The sequence below is a fragment of the Wenyingzhuangia gracilariae genome, from assembly GCF_056387575.1.
On sequence record NZ_CM150748.1, the window covers coordinates 2838530 to 2862356 of the forward strand.

A 23827-nucleotide genomic window follows, 5' to 3' on the forward strand; every position below is an offset into this window, starting at 1 on the left:
ATCTTAGTAGATAAGTTGTTCTATATCAAGTAAAATAGTAAAAATGAACATAGAAAATTTAAGAGATTATTGTATATCTAAAGCGCACGTAACAGAAAGCTTTCCTTTTGATGAGTCTACTTTGGTTTTTAAAGTAGCTGATAAAATGTTTGCTTTAACAGGTTTGGAGCGATTACCTTATGGAGTAAATTTAAAATGCGATCCGGAAGAGGCTATTTTGTTAAGAGAAAATTACCAAGCAGTAAATGCTGCATATCATATGAATAAAAAACATTGGAATACGATTGTTTTAGATGCCGATATGGATACAAATGAAATTAAAAAATGGATAGATCATTCCTATAATTTGGTGGTAAATAGTTTTACCAAAAAGAAACAGAAAGAACTAGGCTTTATAAAATAGTTAAATTGTTTGTAATTAGTTGGTAAGAAAAATATTTGCATAACTTTGTGTGTCCACTATAAAAGAGTAAGGAAGATGTTTTGGTATCAAGAAGAGTTAGATAGACTGGCAAGAGAGAAAAAAGAATTAAGTTACGTTCCTGAAATGGTTTTTTACGGAAGTTCATCATTTAACTTATGGAACGATATTCCTGAATTATTTAAAGAATACAAACCTATAAATTTAGCCTTTGGAGGCTCCACTTTGGCAGCGTGTTCTTGGTTTTACAAACAAAATTTTAAAGATTTAAACCCTAAATCTATTATAATTTATGCAGGGGATAACGATTTGGGAGATGGTAGACATCCAGAAGAAATTGTACTGTTTTTTAAAACTTTGTTAACACAAATAAGAGAAGATTACGGAGGGATTCCTGTTACTTTCGTTTCTATAAAACCAAGTCCAAGCAGATGGTATTTAGAAGGAAGTATTAGGTACACCAATAGTAATATTAAAGATTTAACAGAGTTAGATGAAAATTTTCATTTTATAGATATTTACAAAGCAACTCTAGATTTATCAGGAAAACCCAATACAGATTATTTTATAGAAGACGGTTTGCATTTGAATAAAAAAGGATATAAAGTTTGGTTTGATATTATTTCTAAACACAAAGAATGTTTTCCTGCAATTGTAGAAAAATCTATGTAATGACAATCCTATGAAAAGAGAATACCACAAGTGGTATAGCCCAAATTTAGAAAGAGATATGGAGTTGCTAATTTTTGGGCACTCTGGAGCTAAAGTTCTGTTTTTTCCTCCAAGAATGGGGCGTTTTTATGATTATGAAAATTGGAGGGTTGTTAAAGCTTTAGAAGAAAAAATAAACAATGGAGAACTCCAGATTTATTGCTTAGATAGTATAGATACAGAAACTTTTTACAACAATTGTGATCATCCTGGTCATAGAATTTATAGACACAACCAGTACGAAAATTACATTTTAAGCGAGGTAGTTCCGTTAATGAATGCGTTAAACAACAATCCTAATATTATTTCTGCAGGGTGTAGCTTAGGAGCATATCATGCTGTTAATATTGCCATGAGACATCCTGAACTTTTTTGCAAAGTAGTGGGAATGAGCGGACGTTATGATTTAACAGTCTCTAAAGGATATTTTAATGATTTGTTAGAAGGTTACCATAATGAATATGTGTATTTTAACATGCCTAATCAGTTTTTAAAAAATATAGAAGATGCTGGTTTGATTCAGCAAATAGAAAAACTAGACATTATTTTAGCCATTGGAAAAGAAGATTTGTTTTTAGAAAGTAACTACCATTTAAAACATATTTTTGACGAAAAAGGAATTTCCTATCAGTTTTATGAGTGGGATGGAGAAGCCCATAAAGCAAAGTATTGGCGAAAAATGGTTCAAATTTATATTTGATGAATGGTAGGATTGTGTTTAATAATAAAATTACAAGACCTAGCTATAAAACAATAATCATTTGCTTGAGAAAACAATTCGTTAATTGCAAGCGTATTTGTATGATGGGTGGTTATAATAGGTTGTAAAGTAACTAGTTCAAATTGTCCACTTCCATTCGGATTTACTTTTACCTTTCCTACAGGATGATCGGTGTAACTATCTATCACAATTTTATGAAGGCTACACAAATAGAAAAAAGACATCATGTAGCAAGAAGCCAATGCTGATAGTAACATTTCTTCTGGGTTGTATAAATCTTTGTGCCCGTGAAAAATAGCATCTGCAGAACCTAATAAGCTAGGTTTGTTTTTAAAACTTAACTCGTAGGTTTTGTCATATCTATAATTTTTAGCAATATTTATGCTTCCTTTCCAGGTCAAATCAATTTTATATTCTTGTAGGTTACGCATTTTGCAAATATAAATCAGTAAAGTGTTTGTAGAAATAGGGAATGGTTTCTATTCCTTTGTAAAAATTAAACAAACCAAAATGTTCGTTAGGAGAATGAATTGCATCGCTATTTAAACCAAAGCCCATTAAAATAGTATGACTCTTAAATACATCGTTAAATAAAGAAACTATAGGAATACTACCTCCTGATGGTTGTGGAATTGGAGGATTTGTAAATGTTTCTGAGTAGGCTTTGTGTGCTGCTTTATAGCCAATAGAATTTATTGGAGTTCTATAAGCTTTTCCACCATGATGTGGTTTTACAGTTACTTTTACTGATTTTGGAGCAATGCTTGTAAAATAATTGGTAAATAATTGGGTTATGGTATCTGGATCTTGGCCTGGAACCAAGCGCATAGAAATTTTAGCATAGGCTTTAGAGGGTAAAACGGTTTTGGCACCTTCTCCAATGTAACCTCCCCAAATACCGTTAACATCTAAGGTTGGTCTTACAGAACTTCTTTCTAAAGTAGTGTACCCTTTTTCTCCAAATTCTTCATCAATATTTAAAGCTTTGTTGTAGTCTGATTGATTGAAAGGAGCTTTGCTCATTTCTGTTCTTTCTTCTTTAGATAGTTCATACACATGATCGTAAAAACCAGGAATGGTAATTTTGTTATCAGTATCGTGAAGCTGAGCTATCATTTTTGTTAAAATATTGATAGGGTTTGCAACCGCACCTCCGTAAAATCCAGAATGTAAGTCTCTATTAGGTCCGGTAACTTCTACCTCTATATAACTCAATCCGCGTAAACCTGTGGTAATAGAAGGCTGTGTGTTAGAAATCATTCCGGTGTCTGAAATTAAAATTACATCATTCTTAAACAACTCAGCATGTTTTTTTATAAAAGGAGCAAGGCTAGGAGAACCTATTTCTTCTTCTCCTTCTATCATAAATTTTACGTTACATGGTAGCTGTTTGGTGGCAATTAAAAATTCAATGGCTTTGATATGCATAAATAGTTGGCCTTTGTCATCACAAGCACCTCTGGCAAAAATAGCTCCATCAGGATGAATGTCTGTTTTTTTAACAACAGGCTCAAAAGGAGGAGTGTCCCACAAATTTATGGGATCTGCAGGTTGTACATCGTAATGCCCATAAACTAATATGGTTGGTAGTTTAGGGTCTATTATTTTATCTGCGTAAACCACAGGATTTCCGTTGCTAGATATTTGTTGTGTGTTTTCACATCCGGCTTTTTCTAATGCCTTTTCTACTTCTTGTGCTGTTTGTAGTAGCTGAGGTTTGTAGTTAGAATCGGCACTAATAGATGGGCTTTTTAGCAAATTAAAAAGTTCATTTAAAAACCTTTCTTTATGGGTGTGGATGTATTCTTGTAACAGATTCATATCAAAATTTTAAAGTTTTACTAAAATATAATTTTTTCTCTTTGCAAATTGTAACTATTGTGTATATTTGCACTCGTTAAAGATTTTAACAGCAGGCGTGGTGGAATTGGTAGACACGCTAGACTTAGGATCTAGTGCCGCGAGGTGTGAGAGTTCGAGTCTCTCCGCCTGTACAATTAAAAACCTCAACAGGCTTATTTATAGCTAGTTGAGGTTTTTTTCGTTTGTAATTTGTATGACTATTGTACGATTAGAAGTTTCTAAGCTTATTTTGTCAAATTTTACGTGCCATTATTATTGTGTAGTTAGGAGCTTTTCAATTTCATCTATTGTAATGTTCTCAGCTTTCTGTATCTGTTTTTTTAATTTTAAATATCTTTTAGTCGGTTTCCCTTTATAATATTTTTTAAAATATCTACTGTGTAGTTGCTCATAATACTTGTCGCTTTTAAAATATACTCCGTACGTTTTTTCTAACGTTCTATAATATTTGCTTTGTGTTTGGGTTGAATACATTCCAGTTTTTAGAGCACTTCTATGTTGAAATATGCCATTAATCAAATGAAGTTTTCTACATCTTACCCCTGTGTATTTACATTTAAAATACCAAACAACTCCCTTGTTTAGATTTGATTCTGTAGAAACTAAGTAAACTTTATACTTATAAAAGGTATTATTACAATTATACGTAAATTCAATAAAACTATTGCGTTCAGTTAGTGAAGTTTCAATATTTATACTGCCTGAGTTTTCTCCTTGCTTTACCCAGTTAACAATCGCTTTGATGTTCTTGTTTTTTTGTAGGTACTTTAGTTTTTTTAAATCTGTAATTGATAAGCTTTTAACCTCATCAAACAAAAAAGGAAATGTGTAATTTTTAGCCATAATTTTATTTTTAAACCTAAATAATTAAGGAACATTATAACAAGGGGGTTACAGATTACAACTATAATTAAAGATGTAATTTGTAACCCATATCTAAACTTGTAATTCGTTACCCTTTTTAGTTAAAATTTCTACTATTTTGTTTTGTGTATTGAAACCTATTGTCTTGTTTAACTTTTTTAATTTATCAAAGTGATACTTTTTGTTTTTCCTTGAATATAAATTGTTCCTTTCGTTCCAAAATGTATTGGTTTGGTATTCAATATGCTTTTTGGTTATCGTATTATCAATATCATAAAAAATAATATTGTTCCATTGATTAATTAATTCATCAAAAAATATCTTTTTATCACAGTTTATAAAGTCTTCAAGTGTGAAAATGCCCAATGCTCTATATTTAGACCAGTTTATACGCTTTATTTCAACCCTTAAAACCTCTCTGTTTAACTTGTACTGTAAACCTTTGTTATAGATTTTTAAAATATAATTAGAGTGTTTAAATTGAATGTATTTACCCTCTATTTTACAATCAATTCCAACAGTTTTATTTACTGATAAATGTTGTATGCAATTATCTATAACATAATTACTAGTTAACAACAATAAGATGATATTAAAACCCCACTCAAGATTTAGAATTTTTAAATTAATAGGCTTTATTTTTAAATCTATTTTTAGCTGTTTTAAGGTGTTTGTAAAACAACTTTGATTCATATCATTATAATTGTGTTTCCCGTTGTTAGAATAGATGTGAATACTTCCTGAAATCCAAACCCTCCCACTATTAAATATTTGTATTTTTAAATTTTTGTAACGTGCTTCTTTGTATTTAAAAATTTCTCCAGTGGTTGTGCTCACTTTACAAATAAAGTCAAGTAGGGGGTTGGTTTCAAAAACTGTTTTGTCTAAACCTATAACCTCAGCTTTTATAAAATCAATAGGAATATATTTAATGCTCAAAAGGAATATCTAATTGATTTGATTGAGGGAATAAATCAGGATTAGTACTATATTCGTTTACATTATTATGACCTGTAATTGTACATTTCCTCTTTCTTATAACAGCTACTTTGTTTGTGTTTAAAAGAGTTTTAATGTGTCTACAAATGTTTTCACGCATTATACCTGTGTAAACATCTAATTCTTTCATAGTCATAGGTTTTACGTATAGTGCTGTTGAAATCTTTTTTAATTGATTATCTTTGCTGTGACCGTTTCCGTTCGGTATAAAGCTGTGAGTATTTCCAGTGCTCATAGCTTTATTTTTTTAATGGAATTAAACAGTTTAATAACTCCGCTTTTTTGTAGTATCTGCGGTTTGCAATACCATAAGCTTTAACCTTGCCTTTGTTTGTCCAGTGCCAAAGTGTGCTACTGTCTATTTGTAGGAATTTACACGTTTCTTCACGTGTTAACAACTCATCAGGATTATGAGTGTTTAAAGTTTTCTTAAAGTCTTCTAATTGACTTTTAACGCCTTCTTTGATTAGCTGTGTTAAAGCTTCATGGCTTACATTTTGTAGTAGGATTGATTGTGTCATTACTTATAAAGTTTTAAATTATAAGCAAATATTGGTTTGGTTTTGTACCCTAAAAGACTACGTTTTGTACCTTTTTGGGTACGTGTTGTATCTTATTTTTTATAAAGAGTTTTTGCTCTCTCATAAGCTTTTAGTCTTGTAGATGTTCTACTATGATTTGATGTTTTATTTATTATCAATCCATTGTAAGTTGAGGTTATCCAATCTAAAAAATTAACTTGATTTACTGTGCTATGAATTAACTTATGTTTTTTCATTTCTTCATACATAAATTTAACATCGGTTCTTTTTGTCTCATTAATTTCAAGTTCGTCAAACATTGATTGCCATACTTCAAAAGCATTGCCCTTAAAAATATGATGGTGTAATTCCTTTTTGACCTCATCAGGTTTATTGGTTTCAATGTCAGTTTTGTTTTGATGAATTCTTAATATCGGATTGTATTCTTTTTCTATTTTTAACCTGTCTATTTCTTTCTTACAAAATTCTTGAAACGTACAACCTAATATATTTTTGTCCTCTTTAATGTTTTTGTCTAATGAAGCTGTAAAGCACTGTATTTTTTCAATCTCTCCATTAGGCTTAAGGTTTAGTATATCAGTTTTAAATTCATAAATCTTTTGATTCCAAAAATTAATTATATTTTCTATTGACTCTTGCTTATTAGCCTCTTCCTTGTAAAGTTTCCAGTTATCAAAATTGTATTTTTCTTTAAAATCGTTTAGTTTTTTTTCTAAATTCATTTTCGTAGTATTTAATTTAAAAGAAGTAAAGAATGTGCTTTTTAATTGTTTATTGTTAGAAATATTTAGTTATTTCAAGTGCCAAATCTTTATTGCTTTTACCTATGTAATTTAAAAACATTGCTTCGGTACTGTGTCCCGTAATATTAATTAATAAAGATGTTGGTATAGTAGTGTAAAAGTTGGTAGCAAAAGAACGTCTTCCTATATGAGAAGTAACCAATTCATATTTTTTATAAGTTCCTGATTGTTTTCTGAATTTCCTACTTTCTTTTTCGGTTTCAGTCATTTTACTTCCTTTGGTTGGTTGGTCTATGTTTGCCAATTTGCAAATTGTTTTTATAAAGTCATTATATTTTTGGTCTGAGATTTTATAAGGAAAGTCTCCGTTTCTTTTATTAAGTATCTCTATTACTTTAGGATGTAAAGGAACTGTCATATTCTTACCTGTTTTTACTTGTGTGAACTCAATTAGGTGTTTTCCATTTTCAACCCTAATTTGTTCCTTTGTAAACCTCATAAAGTCTGAAATTCTTTGTCCTGTATAACAACTTATAATCAACCAGTCTTTTACATTTTCTAAACTATCTGTTAATTTTTCTTTACTGATGTTTTCAATCTTTGTTAAGTCTTCAAAAGTCAAATAAATTTTATCAACTTTTTGTCTTTCTACTCTTAAACCATCTAATTGTTGATGTGTTTCTATACCTAAAAAACGTGCGTGTTTGCAAAAGGTTTTTATAAATACAAAAGCTCTTTGAATGGTGTTTTGTGCGTATAGTTCGCTTTTGCAATAATCAACAAATTCATTTTTAAAATTATCATTGATGTTTTTTATAAAGATTGTTGATTTTCTAGAAGTTTCAAACCGTATTAATAATTCCTTAATAACCTTGATTTTTTTTAAGGTGCTTTTTGTAGTTTCATTTTTTCGATACTCAATATAAAAATCAATGTAGTTGATTAAGTCTTTGGGTATTTGCTTGTTTTCTGTTGGTGGGTTGTAGTAGTAATCAATTTGATTAATCAACCAATCTTTTGTGATGTTATCAGGATTTACAGAATTAAAAGCTTTTAAAATATGATTTTCAATTTTATTTAGTTCACTGTTTATTTCGATTTGCAAGTTTGTAACCTCAATGTCTTTAGATTTCTTTTTATGCTGTTTGCTCCAGTAAGCTTTAGTTACTTCTATTTTTGTATTTGCTCCAAAAACATAGTCTTTCTCGTTATATCTGTATAGTAGTCTAAGGTTTAAGTTTCCCTTTTCTTTAGTTGAACGATATAAGAAGTTAATTGAAGCCATTATATTACATATTTATAATACAAATATAGATTGTTGTACGGTAATTGTACGGTAAAATGAAAAATAAATCAAATTACATCAAACTAGATAAAAAACAAATACCTTTGTAAAGTGGTTGTTTCTATGTTTTTATTGTTTTTTTATAGGTTTATAAGGTCTTTGTTGAGGTAGATGTTTTTTGTTTTTGTACTCTCTCCGCCTGTACAAAAAAGCTCTTGTGTAAACAGGAGCTTTTTTTTGTGTAAAAAAGTAACGAGAATTTTATACTTAGTATAGTCATAAGTGAGTTTCTCCGTCTGTATAACAAAAAAGCCTTCACAAACTGTGAAGGCTTTTTTGTTGCATTGAAACTTGTTTAGTTCTTAAAAATATATTTAAAACTTAACATGGCATATTGTTGTAAAACATCGTAGGTATAAGTAGAGTTTCTACTTTCTGTTAAGTTTCTAGTTGTATTGTTGTATTGGTTTAAAATGTTAAAAACCGTAAACTTTAATTTCGCTTGGTTGGGTATAATACTGTAATTGGCAGTAATGTTCCATACCAAAGATTCTCTTCCATAATCTTTCTCAAATTTTGGATTTAAATTGTATTGTACTTGATTAAAAATAGTAAATCTTTTTGGAGCAAATGTTGTAAGATTTAAACCAAAAGTGTGTTGTGTGTTAGATTGATCTTGAACACTATCATTATTGTAATCGGTGTTGTCTAAAAAGAGTCTGTAGTAAGGAGATATTTCAATCAAATCATTATAGTTTACCTCTGTGTAAAAAGATGGGGAAAATCTATAATAAGTGCTTTTAAAAGCAATATTATTTACAAAATGAGCATTGCTACCAACAGAACTGTACCATCTTAACTTTAAATTGTAAAATAAAGGAGCTTTTTTTAAGTCTTTAGAAATACTTCCGTTTACAGTAAACATATTATTATCGCTATTGTTTACAAAAGTTTTCGTGGTAATTAAATCTACTTCATCTATAGTAGATTTGTTAATAATTTTGTCCTGTACGGTAGTATAACTAAATCTGTTAAAGAAATAGATTTTGTTTTTTCGGTTGTAAAATCTAATGTTTAAACTAAGTAAATGTTCTAATTCTCTTTTTAAATCAGGATTACCAATGGTGATTCTTGTAGGGTTGGTATTGTCTGTAATGGTTAACAGTTCGTTGTATTTTGGAATAATACTTTTGGTTCTGTAGTTGGCATTAAATATCAAACCATTTTTTGTTTTGTATCGTGCTTTTGATGAGAATAAAAAGTCTTTAAAATTACGAATCAAACCAATATCTCTATTAAATTCTTGATTGTTTAGTTCTGTTTTTAAATGCCCTACTCTAAAGTTGTAGAAAAAGCTGTTTTTTCTGTAAATGTAAGAAAGTCTATGTTCTAGTTTTTGAACATTAATTTCTTGATCGTAACTTAAACTGGTGTTGTAAGTAGCATTATTATTTACTGCATCTATGTCTGATACGTTTTGTTCTGTTTCTTGTTTTTCGCTTCGGTTTTCTATTTCATATTCAATTACATGATTGGTTCCTATTCTTTGTCCGTATTTAAAGTTGTTTCCTATACGTGTATCTGTTCTAAGATAGTCTGTGTTTTGGTTTCTTAATACGGTTCTAGGGTTGTTGGCAAAAAAGTTGGTTTCTGATTGATTTAAATTGTTGTTGTTATATGAGTTGGAAGTTGTAAAAATTCTATAAGTGGCATACGAATTTAGTTTTTCAAATTTATAGATGGCATTTATAATGGAGTTTAATGATTTTGACTTTTGCGTTTGATAAAATTCAGAATTGTTATTGTTAATCAACTCATTATCTTGATTGCTTGTTTCACTATTGTTTGTACGACGAAACTCTCTGTCTTTAGAAAAGAAACGAGCATTGGTAATTAACCTAAAATTATTAAAAAGTGTATTGGTAAGTTTTAGGTTTCCTTTGTGTATTTGTTGATCGGTTACTTGATCAGAGTTTTCTATACGATAATTGTTTGTGGTTGGTAACAATATAGTTTGATCTGCTCTTACACCTCTTTCGTGCTTTGTATCGGAAAATAGATAGTCTACGTTTATTTTGTCTCCGTTTAAAAATTTATCGGAGTAGTTACTTCCTATGTTGCTTTCTGTTTTAATGGCTTTTGCTTTGTCTAAAGTATTGGCATCATCTTCATCGCCATAGCTAAAGTTGTTTTTATTTACGTTGTTGCTAAAAGCCAAAACGGTTAATAAAGATTTTTTGTACATTCTGTTTACTACTCCGTTGGCCTCGTATCTTTTATCGGTACCATATCCGCCAGTTACATTTCCAAAAATGTTCCCATTGTCTTTTTTCTTTAGAGTAATATTTATGGTTTTGGTTTCTTCGCTATTTACACTACCTGTAAAGTTTTCTTCATCACTTCGGGTATCGGTAATTTCAATTTTATCAATGACATCTTTTGATAAAATTTTCATAGCAACTTTAGGATCATCGCTAAAAAAGGGTTCACCATTTACTAAAATTCTAGTGACATCTACTCCGTTTACTTGTATGCTACCATCTTCGTTATCAACAGAAACTCCAGGTAGTTTTTTTAGTAAATCTTCGGCAACAGCATCTTCTCTGGTTTTAAAAGAAGAAGCGTTGTATTGAATGGTATCGTTTTTAATAAGTACAGGTGGAGTAGCGGTAATAACAACTTCGTTTAAACTTTCGGCTGCTTCGTGTAATAAAATTTGCCCCAAGCTTACATTGGTACTTGCGTTAATTTTTTCTTTGTATGTGGTGTATCCTATGTAGGTAATTACTATTGAAATATCGGTTTCTTTTTTAAGGTCTCCTTCAATTTTAAACTCTCCTTTTTCATCGGTAAAACCATAACCTAAAAGACGATTGTTTTTGGTCGCTTCTATTTGAACAGTTGCAAATTCAATGGGTTCTTTGGTAGTTTCATCTATAATAGTTCCTTTTACTTCTATTTCTTGTGCATAGTTAATTAAGCTCCACATTAGAGTACTAATGAAGAGTAACTTTCTATAAAAATGAGTCATGTTTGTTTAAAGTTTAAACTAAGACTTTAAAAAATGAGAAAAGTTTAATTAAAAAGTGTTTTTTGGGATATTCTTCCAATGAAATTTAGAAACTACAGTTGCGTTTTCTAAAATTAAAATACCAGGGTTTGCTCTCGTCATGGTTTTTAGAGTAGTACTGTCACAAAATAAGATGTCAAAAGGTAGTTGTTCTTCTTTTTTTATTTGGTTTACCAAGTCAGAACCGCTACTAGAAAGTGCATATACTAAATAGCCTTTTTCTTTTGTTTTTTGTGCCAATTGTTTTAAAGATTTCCAAGAATCTTTTTCTGTATTCTCTAACTGATTGACAACTATTAATACGGCTTTTGGAGCGTTTAAAATTGTGTCTGTAAGATCATCGGTTTCGGACTCTAGATAAAAATCATGCACAGGCGGAATTTCACCGTCTTCTTTATATTCCATTCCCTCTTTAATATTTTTTCCTACAGCATAAGCTCTAAAATCTATAAGAGGTAAGTAGGTTAACGCTTGGTAAATAATGTAAAAAGAAGCAAACCAAGCAACAAATAAAATCCACTTATTAATGGTTTTGCTAAAAATTGGTTGAATGTGTTTTTGGTGTACCAACATCCAAACAATTAAAAAGATAAAAATTACATTTTTATAAAACGTTTCCCATGGACTTAAGGTAATCGCATCACCAAAGCAACCACAATCGGTTACTTTATCATAAAAGGCAGAATACCAGGTTAGAAATAAAAAGAAAGTGGTAATTCCTAACAAGCTCCACAAGGTCAATTTGGTTTTAAAACCAATTAAAATAGCAATACCTAATAGCAATTCTATCAAAATTAAAAGAATGGCAAAAGGCAACGCATAGGGTATTAAAAACTCTAGGTTCAATACATCAGCTCCAAAATATTCTTCAAACTTATAAGCAGAACCTAACGGATCTACCAATTTTACGAACCCCGAAAAAATAAACAATGCTCCTGTAAATACTCTAAATAATTGGGTGATGATTTTTAACATAGCTTAAAGAGTTAAGTGAATCATAGCAAAAACAGAATAATTAATCATGTCTTGGTAATTGGCATCAATCCCTTCGGATACCAATGTTTTTCCTTGGTTATTTTCTATTTGTTTTACACGTAGTAGTTTTTGCAAAATTAAATCTGTTAAAGAACTTACACGCATGTCTCGCCAAGCTTCGCCATAATCGTGATTTTTGTTTAGCATTAGTTCTTTGGTAATTTTTATGTGTTTTTCATAAAGAGCTACAGCTTCTTGTGTGTTTAAATCTGGCTGGTCTGCAATTCCTTTTTCTATCTGTATTAATGCCATTACACAGTAATTAATAATACCAATAAATTCAGAAACTTCACCTTCATCTACTTTTCTAACCTCATTTTCTTGCAGTTGTCTAATACGTTGTGCTTTAATAAAAATTTGATCGGTTAAACTAGGCAATCGTAAAATTCTCCACGCGCTACCGTAATCGCTCATTTTTTTAGAAAAAAGATTTTGGCAATCGTTAATAATTTTATCGTATTGTTCTGACGTATGAGACATAATGTGTGTTTTTTCTGTAATTTCGATATCGGAAACGAATTTAATAAACAATTATGAGTTTCTGTCCATCTATAAAACAAAAGTATTTTGAATGCAAACAACTATTAACTGCAAAGGAAAATTAATCGATTTGTCCACACCCAAAGTAATGGGGATTCTAAATATTACTCCAGATTCTTTTTTTGATGGAGGGCAATATACAGAAGAAGAACAAATTTTAAAGCAAGCTGCTAAAATGTTGCAAGAAGGAGCCACTTTTATAGATGTTGGTGCGTATTCTTCTAGACCTGGAGCAGCTCACATATCTGAAGAAGAAGAATTGAGTAGAATTGTGCCAGTGGTTAAATTGCTGGTTGATAAAATTCCAGATATTTTAATTTCTGTAGACACCTTTAGAAGTAATGTAGCTCAACAATGTATTAAAGCAGGTGCAGCAATAATAAACGATATTTCTGGAGGAGATTTAGATAAAGAAATGTTTGCCACTGTTGCAGCATTGCAAGTACCTTATGTTATAATGCATATGCAAGGAACTCCACAAAATATGCAACAAGCACCTACCTATAAAAATGTAGTTACAGAGGTGTTTTATGAGTTGTCTAAAAAAGTAGAGAGTTTAAACAAATTGCATGTACATGATGTAATTTTAGATGTAGGTTTTGGTTTTGGAAAATCAGTAGTACATAATTTTGAGCTGTTAAAAAACTTAGACTATTTTCAGGAAATGAAATTGCCGGTGTTAACAGGTGTTTCAAGAAAATCTATGTTGTACAAGCCTTTAGGTGTGGGGCCTAAAGAAGTTTTAAATGCAACAACTATTGCTCATACAATTGCGGTTCAAAAAGGAACACAAATTTTACGTGTTCACGATGTAAAAGAAGCTGTAGAGGTAGTAAAAGTTATGGAGTTGTTAGGGTAGGTTTTATAAAAAAAATATAGATGTATAAGTTAAGAATTAATCAATATTTCTGATACGTTTAACAAGTTTGTTATTTTTAGGGTACACTCTATTAGGTGTTATGTTGTTAAAAAACAAAGCACAAACAAGTAAAATTAAACAACCACTTAAAACAGGAGATAAAACATACCAAAAACCTAAACTTATAATTTTAGGAGCCCCTATTACGGCAATTAAAGCAGTTGCACCGCCAGGTGGATGTAATGTTTTTGTTATTTGCATAGCTACAATAGATAAGCTAACAGCTAGAGGTGCGGCTAACCAAAAAACATCTCCAACTAATTTGTAAACACAAACTCCAATAAGAGCAGAAAAAACATGTCCTCCTATAAGGTTTCTAGGTTGTGCCAAAGGACTATAAATGGCTCCATAAACCAATACACTAGAAGCTCCAAAAGAACCAATTAAAAAAATACTTTCGGTCTTGTCTAAATAATAAGTTTGTAGTAATGCAATGCAAGCAATTCCCATAAAAGAACCAATAAAAGACCAAAAATGTTCCTTTTTGTCTATTAATGTTTCTTTGTAAATTACATATTTTGTAATTCTATAACTTTTATTAATATGTTTTTTCATAGTTTTTTTTCTGTGTTAAAACCATGTTTCAAACATAAGAAATCTATTTTTAGATTGATAAAAATAACTATAGAAAAAAGATGATTTGTCTAGATTGTATAAGTCAAATATATTTTATTGTTTAACAATTATGCTTTTGTAGGTTGATTAGAAATTCAATATCAAATCAAAAACAATAGGTAGAACCATTCTCTAAATAATTCTTATTTTTAGCCTACTTAAAAAAGAATAGCCAAGTGTCAGATTATTTAGAAGGATTAAACCCTCCACAACGCGCAGCCGTTGAGCAAATGGAAGGGCCCATGATTATTATTGCCGGTGCAGGATCTGGAAAAACAAGAGTATTAACTTATAGAATTGCCCATTTGTTAAAAAATGGTGTAGATTCATTTCAGATTTTATCGCTGACCTTTACCAACAAAGCCGCTCGAGAAATGAAAGAGCGTATTGGTGCTGTGGTAGGAAAAAGCGAAGCCAAAAATTTGTGGATGGGAACATTTCACTCTGTGTTTGCCAGAATATTACGTTCCGAAGCAGACAAATTAGGATACCCGCCTAGCTTTACCATATATGATTCTCAAGACACCGTTCGGTTAATGAATTCTATCATCAAAGAATTGGGGTTAAATAAAGAGCAGTACAAAGCCAAAGCTATTTTAAGCAGAATATCTCAGTTTAAAAATAATTTAATCACTGTAAAAGCATACAGAAATAATCCCGAGTTAATTGAGGCTGATACCATGGCTATGAGACCTCAAATGGGAGCTATTTATAAAGAATATGTAGACAGATGTTTTAAAGCAGGAGCAATGGATTTTGACGATTTGTTATTGCGTACCAATGAGTTGTTGGTTCGTTTTCCAGATGTATTGTCAAAATACCAAGATAGGTTCCGTTACGTAATGGTAGATGAGTACCAAGATACCAACCATTCTCAATATTTAATTGTACGTGCTTTGGCCGATCGTTTTCAGAATATTTGTGTGGTAGGAGACGATTCACAATCTATTTATGCCTTTCGTGGAGCCAATATTAACAACATCTTAAATTTTCAGAAAGATTATCCAGACGTTAAAACGTTTAAGCTAGAGCAAAACTACAGGTCTACAAGTAACATTGTAGAAGCCGCTAATAGTTTGATAGAAAAAAACAAAACACGTTTAGATAAAACTATTTTTACAGCCAATGATGCCGGAGGTAAAATAAAAATAATGCGAACATTGTCCGACGGTGAAGAAGGACGTTGGGTCGCAAATTCAATTTTTGAAAATGCTATGAATTTGCAAATGACTTACGACAAGTTTGCCATCTTGTACAGAACCAATGCCCAATCTCGTGCCATGGAAGATGCATTGCGTAAAAAAGGAATTAAATACAAAATATACGGTGGTTTGTCTTTCTATCAACGTAAAGAAATAAAAGATTTATTAGCCTATTTGCGAATAATCATCAACCCAAATGATGAAGAAGCATTAAAAAGAATTATCAACTATCCAGCAAGAGGAATTGGAGCTACTACCATTGATAAGTTAACAATTGCAGCCAATCATTATGAAAAATCGATGTTTCATGTAATTCAAAACTTAGCAGATACCGATGTTAAATTACAAGGGGCAACAAAAAATAAATTGATGAATTTTGCCAACTTAATAGAAAGTTTTCAAATATCATCAAAAGCAAATAACGCTTTTCAAGTTGCCGATGAAGTTGTAAAAAGAATTGGTTTGATTAAAGATTTACAAGCCGATGGAACTCCAGAAGCAGTTAGTAGAGTAGAAAATGTTCAGGAGCTATTAAACGGAATTAAAGATTTTATTGAAGAACGAAAAGAACAAGATTTAGATACTGGTTTAACAGCCTTTTTAGAAGATGTAGCCCTGGCAACAACGCAAGATAGCAAAGAAGATGATGAACCCATGGTGTCTTTAATGACCATTCACTTGGCCAAAGGATTGGAGTTTCCGTATGTGTATATTGTAGGAATGGAAGAAACCTTGTTCCCATCGGCTATGAGTATCAATACACGTAGTGAACTAGAAGAAGAAAGACGATTGTTTTACGTAGCCATTACCAGAGCAGAAACACAATGTTATTTAAGTTTTGCACACACCCGTTACAGATGGGGTAAATTAATAGACTGTGAACCAAGTCGTTTTTTAGAAGAAATAGATCCTAAATACATAGAACATTTAGCACCTCAAAGAGAAAAAGTTGTAGCCAATCGTTTTGTAGATAGCAATTTGTTTGAAGATGATATTCCAAAAGATAAAATCCGTTTTCGCAAGCCTATTTCAAGATCTATCCGTAATCAAGAAAAACCAGCAGAAAAGAAAACACCTTTTAAACAACCTCAAAATTTAAAACGAATTTCTCCAAAGCTAGCACAGCAGTTAAATAGTTCTAAAGCCGAACAAAAATTAGCAGTAGGAAATAAAGTAAACCATGCCAAGTTTGGAAACGGAGAAGTGTTGCATTTAGAAGGAACAGGGGTAAATACAAAAGCCGAAGTAAAATTTGAAGGAATAGGAACTAAAAAAATTCTACTGCAATTTGCAAAGTTAAATATATTAGAATAGGACAAACTTTATAAAACAAACAGTAAATATATTTTCCTTTTAGGATAAATAATTGTTTATTGTAATACCAAACGTTGTTTGAATGCGTTCGTCTGAATGTAATAACAAAACAGCCAATAACACTTAAATAAAACTATGGGTTTTGATTTAGAATACAATTCTGAAAGAAGCACTTTGATTATTCCAGAATACGGAAGACATATACAAAAATTAGTAAATCATTGTGTGGCATTAGAAGATGACCAAGAAAGAGAAAAAATGGCTCATGCCATTATAGATGTAATGGGGAATTTACAACCACATTTAAGAGATGTTCCAGATTTTAAACACAAACTATGGGACCAGTTGTTTATCATGTCTAAGTTTGAATTAAAAGTAGAATCTCCTTACGAAAAAATAACAGTCGAAGAAGTTAATGCCAAGCCAGAAAAATTAAATTATCCAAAATCAGCAAGTAAGTACAAGTTCTACGGAAACAACATTCAAACCATGATTGATGTTGCTTTGAGTTGGGAAGATGGAGAATTAAGAGATGCCTTAATTCTAAACATTGCCAATCACATGAAAAAATGTTATTTAAATTGGAACAAAGACACCGTAGAAGATTTTGTGATTTTTAACCATTTAAATGAGCTTTCTAAAGGAGATATAGATTTAAGAAAATCAGAATTAGAATTGTCTCAAAGCGGTACTTTATTACGTAAAAGTAATGCGGGTAGAATGAACAATCAACATCAAAAAAATAACCGTAACAACAACGGAAGAAAACACAACAACAATCAAAAACACCGTAAATAACTTTAGTACATGGCAACGTTTAAAGTAGAAGGAGGTCACTCATTACAAGGTGAGATTACTCCCCAAGGAGCAAAAAATGAAGTATTGCAAATATTATGTGCTGTTTTATTAACTCCCGAAAAAATTAAAATAGAAAACATTCCAAACATTATAGATGTTAATAAGTTGATTTCTATTTTAGGTGATTTAGGAGTAAAAGTAAATCAGTTAAACGAGCATACTTACGAATTTCAAGCAGATGAAGTAAATATTGATTATTTAAGTTCAGAGGCTTTTAAAGAAGACGGTAAAAAATTAAGAGGATCTATTATGTTGGTAGGGCCAATGCTGGCTCGTTTTGGTAAAGGATACATTCCTAAACCAGGAGGTGATAAAATAGGACGTAGAAGATTAGATACCCATTTTGAAGGTTTTATAAATTTAGGAGCAACTTTTAGATACAACAAAGAAGAACACTTTTACGGAGTAGAATCTCCACGTTTGCAAGGAGCAGATATGTTGTTAGATGAAGCTTCTGTAACCGGAACGGCAAACATAGTAATGGCTGCTGTATTGGCAAAAGGAACCACAACTATATACAATGCAGCTTGCGAACCCTACTTGCAACAATTGTGTAACATGTTAAACCGAATGGGAGCCAAAATTACCGGTGTAGGATCTAATTTATTAACAATTGAAGGGGTTGAAAAATTAGGAGGTACAGATCATCGAATTTTACCAGATATGATTGAGATAGGATCATGGATTGGTATGGCAGCAATGACCAAATCTGAGCTAACTATTAAAAATGTATCTTGGGAAAACTTAGGGCAAATACCAAGAGTTTTTAGAAAATTAGGAATTCAGTTAGAAAAAAGAGGAGATGATATTTTTATTCCTAAACAAGAATCTTACGAAATAGAGAGTTATATAGATGGTTCTATGTTAACCGTAGCAGATGCACCTTGGCCAGGTTTTACACCTGATTTGTTAAGTATTGTTTTGGTGGTTGCTACACAAGCAAAAGGAACAGTATTAATTCATCAAAAAATGTTTGAAAGTAGGTTGTTTTTTGTAGATAAATTGATAGACATGGGGGCAAAAGTTATTTTGTGTGATCCGCATAGGGCTACTGTTGTCGGAATGAATCATAAACACACTTTAAAAGCAACAACCATGACTTCTCCAGATATTAGAGCAGGAATTTCTTTGTTAATTGCAGCATTATCGGCAAAAGGAACTAGTACGATTCACAACGTAGAACAAATAGATAGAGGATACCAAAATATTGTAGAAAGATTACAAGCTGTTGGGGCTAAAATAGAAAGAATAGATTAGTTATTAGCTTGCAGTTAATGGTTTTTAGACCAAACAAAAAACGTACTATCTAAATTTAGATAGTACGTTTTTTATGTTTAAAAGGTTTGCGTGCTATTGAGGTTTGTAGCGTTTCATTTAAACTCTAACCAAGAACCAACAACTAGAAACCAAGAACCAAATAAAAATTAGATTCTTCTTGCTTTGTCTAACATCATATTATCTACTAAAACCATAGCGGCTAAGGCTTCTACAATAGGAATAGCTCTAGGAACCACACAAGGATCATGACGACCTTTCCCCATCATTTTTACAATATTACCATCTTTGTCAATAGTTTCTTGTTCTTGTATAACAGTGGCAACAGGTTTAAAAGCTACTTTAAAGTAAATGTCCATTCCATTACTAATTCCTCCTTGAATTCCCCCAGAGTAATTTGTTTTGGTAGTACCATCTGCATTAAAAATATCGTTGTGTTGACTTCCTGTCATAGCTGCTCCTTCAAAACCACTACCAAATTCAAAACCTTTTACAGCATTAATAGATAGCATTGCTTTTCCTAATTGAGCATGTAGCTTGTCAAAAATAGGTTCACCCAATCCAACAGGCACATTCTGAATGACACAAGTAACTACACCACCTACGGTATCTCCTTGTTTTTTAATTTCAGAAATGTAATCAATCATTTCTTGTGCTTTTTGTTCATCAGGACAACGAGCAATATTGCTTTCTATTTTAGAAAAATCTAATTCTTGATATGGAGTTTCTACATGAATATTACCTACAGAAGAGGTAAATGCATTGATTTTAATTTCTGGAATAGCCTGTTTGGCAATAGCTCCTCCTACAACCCAATTGGCTGTTTCTCTGGCCGAAGTTCTACCTCCTCCTTTATAATCTCTATGACCATATTTTTGACTATAGGTATAATCAGCGTGAGATGGACGATATTGATCTTTAATATGAGAGTAATCTTTAGATTTTTGATTGGTATTTACAATTCTAAATCCAATAGAAGCACCTGTGGTAATTCCCTCAAAAATACCCGCCATAAACTCAACCGTATCTGGTTCTTTACGTTGGGTTACAATTTTAGATTGTCCAGGTTTTCTTCTATCTAATTCTTTTTGAATTGCTTCAAAGTCTAGTTTAATCCCGGCAGGACATCCGTCTATAACTCCTCCAATAGCTGGACCGTGAGATTCACCAAAAGTGGTAATAGTAAATAGATTTCCAAATTTATTTGCCATAAAAAATAAGTTTGTGCGAATTTACGCAAATTTAAAAGATTTGTTGTTTAAAATATTTGAAATAGTTTAAGTAAAACATAGTTTAATAGACATGGCAATTACAATTATGAATAAAGCAACTCTAATAAAACCATCTCCTTTTTTTACAGAATACCTACTTGCAACCCAAGCTCCACTAGAATTTCCAATAGCAAGAGTAATACCGTAAAGCCAATTTACTTTATGGTTTATTACAAAAACAATGAGTGCTACAAAAATGTATATGCAAACAGTGGTTACTTTTGTTGCATTTGCTTTAACCAGGCTTAGTTTGTTAAGGTAGGGTAATAGCATTAGAATAAGTATACCACTACCTGTATTTAAAAAACCTCCATAAAGTCCAATAAAAAAGAAAATAACTAAGGAAATGTATAAATGTTTTCCTGTGGTTCTCTCTACAACTTGTTGTGTTGATTTTTGATTGCGTTTAAAAATACTTAACAACACAACAAGAACCATTACAATAGAAAGAATTTTTTTAAAAAGTTGTCCGTCAATATTTATGGCATAAATAGCCCCTATAAACGAACCAATTGATGCAGAAATTCCTAAATAAATACTAAAAGGAAATGTATGAACTCCTTTGCTTCTAAATCCGCTAGTGGCCGATGCGGTTTGAAAAAATATAGCAAGTTTATTGGTTCCATTTGCTATTGTTTCTGGTAATCCCATAAAAATTAACAAAGGAAGGGTAAGTAGAGAACCACCACCTGCAACGGTGTTTATAGCTCCAGCTAAAAATCCGGCTGGGATTAATAAAAGGAGTTGCAAATCAAAGTTCATATATTAGGTTCTTTACTAGTAGTTAAAATTACGATTTTTAAAAGAGCACTTTTACTTTTTTTAAAGTCTAGTTTGTTTTACAACAGATGTTTATTTTTTGAATTAAAAAATAAAATAATAAAAGTTTTGGGAAATAGTAAAAGTGTTCTATATTTGCAGTCGCTAAACGAGAAATCGTTAGATGCTCTGGAGAAATGGCAGAGTGGTCGAATGCGGCGGTCTTGAAAACCGTTGTCTGTAACAGGACCGGGGGTTCGAATCCCTCTTTCTCCGCTAAGAGTTTGAGAAACTCAATCAAAACGCTGTAAAACTTATGTTTTACGGCGTTTTTTCATTTGTGACTATCCCATAAAGTTCATTAAATGGTATGCTTTCAGTGACCTATTTAGTGACCTATTGTTTAAAATTCAAATAGGTCACTAGAAAACGCTGAAACACTTGTATAATAAGGAGTTCACGTTTTGAACATCTTGTTTCAAGTAGTTTTAAGAGATAGTTTTATCAACCTAAAAAGTTACCACAAATGACCAAAACATTCAACTTACTCTTCTTGATTAAGAAAAGTAAAATCAAAGCCAATGGCACAGCCCCAATTTATTTAAGGATAACCATTAACGGAAAACCAAAAGAAATTGCATCAAAAAGATATGTAGCACCCAATTTATGGAATAGTAAACTTCAGAAAGTGATAGGTAAATCCGAAGAAGTAAAATCTTTAAATAGGTATCTTAAAACGTTAGAACAGCAAGTTTATGATACACACCATGCAATATTGAAAGACAAAATAATTGCAACCTCAGCAGTTTTAAAATCTAAACTTCAAGGTGTTGATGATAAACAAAGAATGTTAATTCCAATCTTCAAAGATCATAATAACAAAATTAAAGAACTGGTTGGAAAAGAATATGCTCCAGGAACATTAGAGCGTTACAAAACATCTTTAAAACACACAATAGCTTTTTTAGAATGGAAATATCAAATATCGGATATAGATATTGCAAAAATCAATCATGCTTTCATAACTGAGTATGAGTTTTATTTAAGAAGCGTTAGAAATTGTAATAATAACACAGCTGTTAAATACATCAAGAATTTCGGTAAAATCATAAAGATATGTTTGGCCAATGATTGGCTAGACAAAAATCCATTCGCCAATTATAAAGCAAAAGTTAGAGAAGTTGAGCGTGTCTATTTAACAGAAGAAGAAATCCAAACCATATTGAATAAAGATTTTAAGACAGAAAGACTATCGCTAGTTCGTGATATCTTCCTTTTTAGTTGCTTTACAGGATTAGCATACATTGATGTCAAAAATTTAACAAAACTGCATATAAGCATTGGAATCGATGGAGAGAAATGGATATTTACTCACAGACAAAAAACAGAATCCGCTTCAAAAATCCCCATACTCCCTGTTACACAAATGATAATTGATAAGTACGCACAGCACCCGCAATGTATAAACGAAAACAGACTGTTCCCTATTTTGAGTAATCAAAAAATGAATGCCTATCTTAAAGAAATTGCAGGTGTTTGTGAAATTGAAAAAGATTTAACTTTTCATATTGCACGCCACACTTTTGCAACCACCGTAACACTTACAAATGGCGTTCCTATAGAAAGCGTAAGTAAAATGTTGGGGCATAAAAATTTACGGACTACCCAACATTATGCAAAAATTTTGGATAAAAAAGTAAGTGAGGATATGAAGGTTTTGAGAGATAAATTCAGTTTAACTGATATAAAATCTCAAAAAAATAATAATTTAACTTATTATAATAAACTACTATCAAACAACTTATAACTATGATTGTTTTTCTAAATATCTTTTCTTTGTAATTCAAAACAAACATTAGCTATATAAGAATAGAAATTTAATGAAAGAGAAAAGTATTCCTTTTTATACTTCTATTAATGATTTTCTAGAATCAATACCTGTCAATCATAGGACTAAAAATCCTATGTTTTATTGTATGCGTTTAGAAGAGCATAAAGATGAAATTTACAAAGCTCCATTTCGTAGAGATTTCTTTTTTATCGGTTTAATAACATCTAATGGAAAAACCAATGTTATATATAACAATCAAGATGACCATATAAAAGAGTCATTTCTCACCTTTCAATGTTCAAACTTGATTTATAGTTTTTACAAAGAAAAAAATACGGAAGGTTATCTCATTTATTTTAAACAGGAATACTTTAATTTTTTAAAATTTGATTTTTTTAATGAATTCCCATTTTTTAATATTTTAAACATCAACTTATTTCAACTAGAAAATAAAAAATATCAAGAATTAGTACCAGTATTTGAAGAGGTATTTAAATCTTATGAAAATACAGATGTCTTTTCCAAAATTACTACACATAAATTTCTTGCTTTACTCTATAATCTAAAAGAATTTACTAAGATTCAAAATGAATTACAACCATTAATAAATTCTAGTCATTCCATTACAAATCAATATTTAAAATTGGTGAATGTTCATTACCTCGAAAAACGAACGGTTAAAGAATATGCATCCTTATTAAATATCAGTGCTAGTCACTTATCTAAAACCGTTAAAACTGAAACTAATAAAAAAGCACTTTCGCATATTAATGGCAGGCTTATAAAGGAGGCAAAATCACTGATTCAATTCACTAATTTAAGCATAGCTGAAATAGCACATCAATTAGGCTTTTCTGACGCTTCTAATTTTGGTAACTTCTTCCGTAAGCATACTTCAACAAGTCCACTTACATTCAGAAAAAATTACACAAACCGATAAACACTATTTATTCCCGTTTTTGCACCATTTTATAAAATAAGGTTCGTCT

23 protein-coding genes and 2 tRNA genes are annotated in these 23827 nt (G+C 31.0%); 11 read left to right on the forward strand and 14 right to left on the reverse strand.

The window, feature by feature from the left end:
- Positions 1 to 43: 43 nt before the first annotated feature.
- The 3 genes from ACY2IJ_RS12435 to ACY2IJ_RS12445 all read left to right on the forward strand — a co-directional run bounded on the left by ACY2IJ_RS12435 (position 44) and on the right by ACY2IJ_RS12445 (position 1832).
- Complete coding sequence (locus ACY2IJ_RS12435) at positions 44 to 403, forward strand: MmcQ/YjbR family DNA-binding protein (protein ID WP_476724675.1); 360 nt, start codon at positions 44 to 46, stop codon at positions 401 to 403.
- Between the two features lie 75 nt (positions 404 to 478).
- The gene (locus ACY2IJ_RS12440; protein WP_476724676.1) at positions 479 to 1093 is read left to right on the forward strand and encodes a GDSL-type esterase/lipase family protein; all 615 of its coding nucleotides are present in this window, start codon (positions 479 to 481) and stop codon (positions 1091 to 1093) included.
- A 10-nt stretch (positions 1094 to 1103) separates the two neighbouring features.
- Positions 1104 to 1832 carry an esterase family protein gene (locus ACY2IJ_RS12445; protein ID WP_476724677.1) on the forward strand — a complete coding sequence of 243 codons (729 nt, stop codon included), beginning with the start codon at positions 1104 to 1106 and terminating at the stop codon, positions 1830 to 1832.
- Here ACY2IJ_RS12445 and ACY2IJ_RS12450 read toward each other — a convergent pair.
- Together ACY2IJ_RS12450 and ACY2IJ_RS12455 are read right to left on the reverse strand one after the other, a co-directional pair.
- The gene (locus tag ACY2IJ_RS12450; protein ID WP_476724678.1) at positions 1823 to 2284 is read right to left on the reverse strand and encodes an OsmC family protein; all 462 of its coding nucleotides are present in this window, start codon (positions 2282 to 2284) and stop codon (positions 1823 to 1825) included. The genes ACY2IJ_RS12445 and ACY2IJ_RS12450 overlap by 10 nt on opposite strands.
- On the reverse strand, positions 2277 to 3674 hold the full coding sequence (locus ACY2IJ_RS12455) for a dipeptidase (protein ID WP_476724679.1): 1398 nt from the start codon (positions 3672 to 3674) through the stop codon (positions 2277 to 2279). The genes ACY2IJ_RS12450 and ACY2IJ_RS12455 overlap by 8 nt, the downstream gene beginning before the upstream one ends.
- Before the next feature lie 91 nt (positions 3675 to 3765).
- On the opposite strand from ACY2IJ_RS12455, the gene ACY2IJ_RS12460 reads away from it, so the two are divergent.
- Positions 3766 to 3847 (forward strand) — tRNA-Leu (locus ACY2IJ_RS12460).
- Positions 3848 to 3968: 121 nt separating this feature from the next.
- Here the strand turns inward: ACY2IJ_RS12460 and ACY2IJ_RS12465 are convergent.
- The 9 genes from ACY2IJ_RS12465 to ACY2IJ_RS12505 all read right to left on the reverse strand — a co-directional run bounded on the left by ACY2IJ_RS12465 (position 3969) and on the right by ACY2IJ_RS12505 (position 12734).
- Entirely contained in the window at positions 3969 to 4532 is a 564-nt protein-coding gene (locus ACY2IJ_RS12465; protein ID WP_476724680.1) for a hypothetical protein, read from the reverse strand.
- A gap of 120 nt (positions 4533 to 4652) precedes the next feature.
- Positions 4653 to 5519, reverse strand: coding sequence for a hypothetical protein (locus tag ACY2IJ_RS12470; protein ID WP_476724681.1), 867 nt, complete (start codon positions 5517 to 5519; stop codon positions 4653 to 4655).
- Positions 5509 to 5814, reverse strand: a complete 306-nt coding sequence (locus tag ACY2IJ_RS12475; protein WP_476724682.1) for a hypothetical protein — start codon at positions 5812 to 5814, stop codon at positions 5509 to 5511. Before ACY2IJ_RS12475 ends, ACY2IJ_RS12470 begins: the two co-directional genes overlap by 11 nt.
- 4 nt (positions 5815 to 5818) lie before the next feature.
- Positions 5819 to 6100, reverse strand: coding sequence for a helix-turn-helix transcriptional regulator (locus ACY2IJ_RS12480; protein WP_476724683.1), 282 nt, complete (start codon positions 6098 to 6100; stop codon positions 5819 to 5821).
- 92 nt (positions 6101 to 6192) lie between these two features.
- Positions 6193 to 6843, reverse strand: a complete 651-nt coding sequence (locus ACY2IJ_RS12485; protein WP_476724684.1) for a hypothetical protein — start codon at positions 6841 to 6843, stop codon at positions 6193 to 6195.
- Between the two features lie 55 nt (positions 6844 to 6898).
- Complete coding sequence (locus ACY2IJ_RS12490; RefSeq protein ID WP_476724685.1) at positions 6899 to 8149, reverse strand: tyrosine-type recombinase/integrase; 1251 nt, start codon at positions 8147 to 8149, stop codon at positions 6899 to 6901.
- 355 nt (positions 8150 to 8504) lie between these two features.
- Entirely contained in the window at positions 8505 to 11138 is a 2634-nt protein-coding gene (locus ACY2IJ_RS12495; protein WP_476724686.1) for a carboxypeptidase-like regulatory domain-containing protein, read from the reverse strand.
- Between the two features lie 90 nt (positions 11139 to 11228).
- Positions 11229 to 12194, reverse strand: coding sequence for a MauE/DoxX family redox-associated membrane protein (locus tag ACY2IJ_RS12500; protein ID WP_476724687.1), 966 nt, complete (start codon positions 12192 to 12194; stop codon positions 11229 to 11231).
- Positions 12195 to 12197: 3 nt separating this feature from the next.
- A complete protein-coding gene (locus ACY2IJ_RS12505) occupies positions 12198 to 12734 on the reverse strand; it encodes a DUF1599 domain-containing protein (protein WP_476724688.1) in 537 nt (178 codons plus the stop codon).
- A gap of 91 nt (positions 12735 to 12825) precedes the next feature.
- On the opposite strand from ACY2IJ_RS12505, the gene folP reads away from it, so the two are divergent.
- Complete coding sequence (gene folP, locus ACY2IJ_RS12510; protein ID WP_476724689.1) at positions 12826 to 13653, forward strand: dihydropteroate synthase; 828 nt, start codon at positions 12826 to 12828, stop codon at positions 13651 to 13653.
- Between the two features lie 36 nt (positions 13654 to 13689).
- On the opposite strand, the gene ACY2IJ_RS12515 is transcribed toward folP, so the two are convergent.
- Positions 13690 to 14268, reverse strand: a complete 579-nt coding sequence (locus ACY2IJ_RS12515) for an HPP family protein (protein ID WP_476724690.1) — start codon at positions 14266 to 14268, stop codon at positions 13690 to 13692.
- A 236-nt stretch (positions 14269 to 14504) separates the two neighbouring features.
- Here ACY2IJ_RS12515 and ACY2IJ_RS12520 point away from each other — a divergent pair, with 236 nt between their 5' ends.
- From ACY2IJ_RS12520 to murA, 3 genes are all read left to right on the forward strand, one after another.
- Positions 14505 to 16844, forward strand: coding sequence for an ATP-dependent helicase (locus ACY2IJ_RS12520; protein ID WP_476724691.1), 2340 nt, complete (start codon positions 14505 to 14507; stop codon positions 16842 to 16844).
- 135 nt (positions 16845 to 16979) lie between these two features.
- Positions 16980 to 17642, forward strand: coding sequence for a DUF4290 domain-containing protein (locus ACY2IJ_RS12525; protein ID WP_476724692.1), 663 nt, complete (start codon positions 16980 to 16982; stop codon positions 17640 to 17642).
- 9 nt (positions 17643 to 17651) lie between these two features.
- Positions 17652 to 18959, forward strand: coding sequence for a UDP-N-acetylglucosamine 1-carboxyvinyltransferase (gene murA, locus ACY2IJ_RS12530; protein WP_476724693.1), 1308 nt, complete (start codon positions 17652 to 17654; stop codon positions 18957 to 18959).
- A gap of 167 nt (positions 18960 to 19126) precedes the next feature.
- Here murA and aroC read toward each other — a convergent pair whose 3' ends face one another.
- Positions 19127 to 20188, reverse strand: a complete 1062-nt coding sequence (gene aroC / locus ACY2IJ_RS12535; protein ID WP_476724694.1) for a chorismate synthase — start codon at positions 20186 to 20188, stop codon at positions 19127 to 19129.
- Positions 20189 to 20254: 66 nt separating this feature from the next.
- Complete coding sequence (locus tag ACY2IJ_RS12540; protein WP_476724695.1) at positions 20255 to 21010, reverse strand: sulfite exporter TauE/SafE family protein; 756 nt, start codon at positions 21008 to 21010, stop codon at positions 20255 to 20257.
- 188 nt (positions 21011 to 21198) lie between these two features.
- Between ACY2IJ_RS12540 and ACY2IJ_RS12545 the strand changes: the two genes are divergently transcribed.
- The 3 genes from ACY2IJ_RS12545 (at position 21199) to ACY2IJ_RS12555 (ending at position 23778) form a co-directional block, all read left to right on the forward strand.
- A tRNA-Ser gene (locus ACY2IJ_RS12545) sits at positions 21199 to 21283 on the forward strand.
- 250 nt (positions 21284 to 21533) lie between these two features.
- Positions 21534 to 22814, forward strand: a complete 1281-nt coding sequence (locus ACY2IJ_RS12550) for a site-specific integrase (RefSeq protein ID WP_476724696.1) — start codon at positions 21534 to 21536, stop codon at positions 22812 to 22814.
- A 73-nt stretch (positions 22815 to 22887) separates the two neighbouring features.
- Positions 22888 to 23778, forward strand: coding sequence for a helix-turn-helix domain-containing protein (locus ACY2IJ_RS12555; protein WP_476724697.1), 891 nt, complete (start codon positions 22888 to 22890; stop codon positions 23776 to 23778).
- Positions 23779 to 23827: the final 49 nt, after the last annotated feature.

Coding starts and splice junctions, on each gene's coding strand:
- ACY2IJ_RS12445 (WP_476724677.1), top strand. CDS start 1,104: ATGAAAAGAGAATACCACAAGTGGTATAGCCCAAATTTAGAAAGAGAT.
- ACY2IJ_RS12515 (WP_476724690.1), bottom strand. CDS start 14,268: ATGAAAAAACATATTAATAAAAGTTATAGAATTACAAAATATGTAATT.
- ACY2IJ_RS12435 (WP_476724675.1), top strand. CDS start 44: ATGAACATAGAAAATTTAAGAGATTATTGTATATCTAAAGCGCACGTA.
- ACY2IJ_RS12500 (WP_476724687.1), bottom strand. CDS start 12,194: ATGTTAAAAATCATCACCCAATTATTTAGAGTATTTACAGGAGCATTG.
- ACY2IJ_RS12550 (WP_476724696.1), top strand. CDS start 21,534: ATGACCAAAACATTCAACTTACTCTTCTTGATTAAGAAAAGTAAAATC.
- murA (WP_476724693.1), top strand. CDS start 17,652: ATGGCAACGTTTAAAGTAGAAGGAGGTCACTCATTACAAGGTGAGATT.
- ACY2IJ_RS12440 (WP_476724676.1), top strand. CDS start 479: ATGTTTTGGTATCAAGAAGAGTTAGATAGACTGGCAAGAGAGAAAAAA.
- ACY2IJ_RS12490 (WP_476724685.1), bottom strand. CDS start 8,149: ATGGCTTCAATTAACTTCTTATATCGTTCAACTAAAGAAAAGGGAAAC.
- ACY2IJ_RS12505 (WP_476724688.1), bottom strand. CDS start 12,734: ATGTCTCATACGTCAGAACAATACGATAAAATTATTAACGATTGCCAA.
- ACY2IJ_RS12455 (WP_476724679.1), bottom strand. CDS start 3,674: ATGAATCTGTTACAAGAATACATCCACACCCATAAAGAAAGGTTTTTA.
- aroC (WP_476724694.1), bottom strand. CDS start 20,188: ATGGCAAATAAATTTGGAAATCTATTTACTATTACCACTTTTGGTGAA.
- folP (WP_476724689.1), top strand. CDS start 12,826: ATGCAAACAACTATTAACTGCAAAGGAAAATTAATCGATTTGTCCACA.
- ACY2IJ_RS12525 (WP_476724692.1), top strand. CDS start 16,980: ATGGGTTTTGATTTAGAATACAATTCTGAAAGAAGCACTTTGATTATT.
- ACY2IJ_RS12555 (WP_476724697.1), top strand. CDS start 22,888: ATGAAAGAGAAAAGTATTCCTTTTTATACTTCTATTAATGATTTTCTA.
- ACY2IJ_RS12480 (WP_476724683.1), bottom strand. CDS start 6,100: ATGACACAATCAATCCTACTACAAAATGTAAGCCATGAAGCTTTAACA.
- ACY2IJ_RS12540 (WP_476724695.1), bottom strand. CDS start 21,010: ATGAACTTTGATTTGCAACTCCTTTTATTAATCCCAGCCGGATTTTTA.
- ACY2IJ_RS12475 (WP_476724682.1), bottom strand. CDS start 5,814: ATGAGCACTGGAAATACTCACAGCTTTATACCGAACGGAAACGGTCAC.
- ACY2IJ_RS12485 (WP_476724684.1), bottom strand. CDS start 6,843: ATGAATTTAGAAAAAAAACTAAACGATTTTAAAGAAAAATACAATTTT.
- ACY2IJ_RS12450 (WP_476724678.1), bottom strand. CDS start 2,284: ATGCGTAACCTACAAGAATATAAAATTGATTTGACCTGGAAAGGAAGC.
- ACY2IJ_RS12495 (WP_476724686.1), bottom strand. CDS start 11,138: ATGTGGAGCTTAATTAACTATGCACAAGAAATAGAAGTAAAAGGAACT.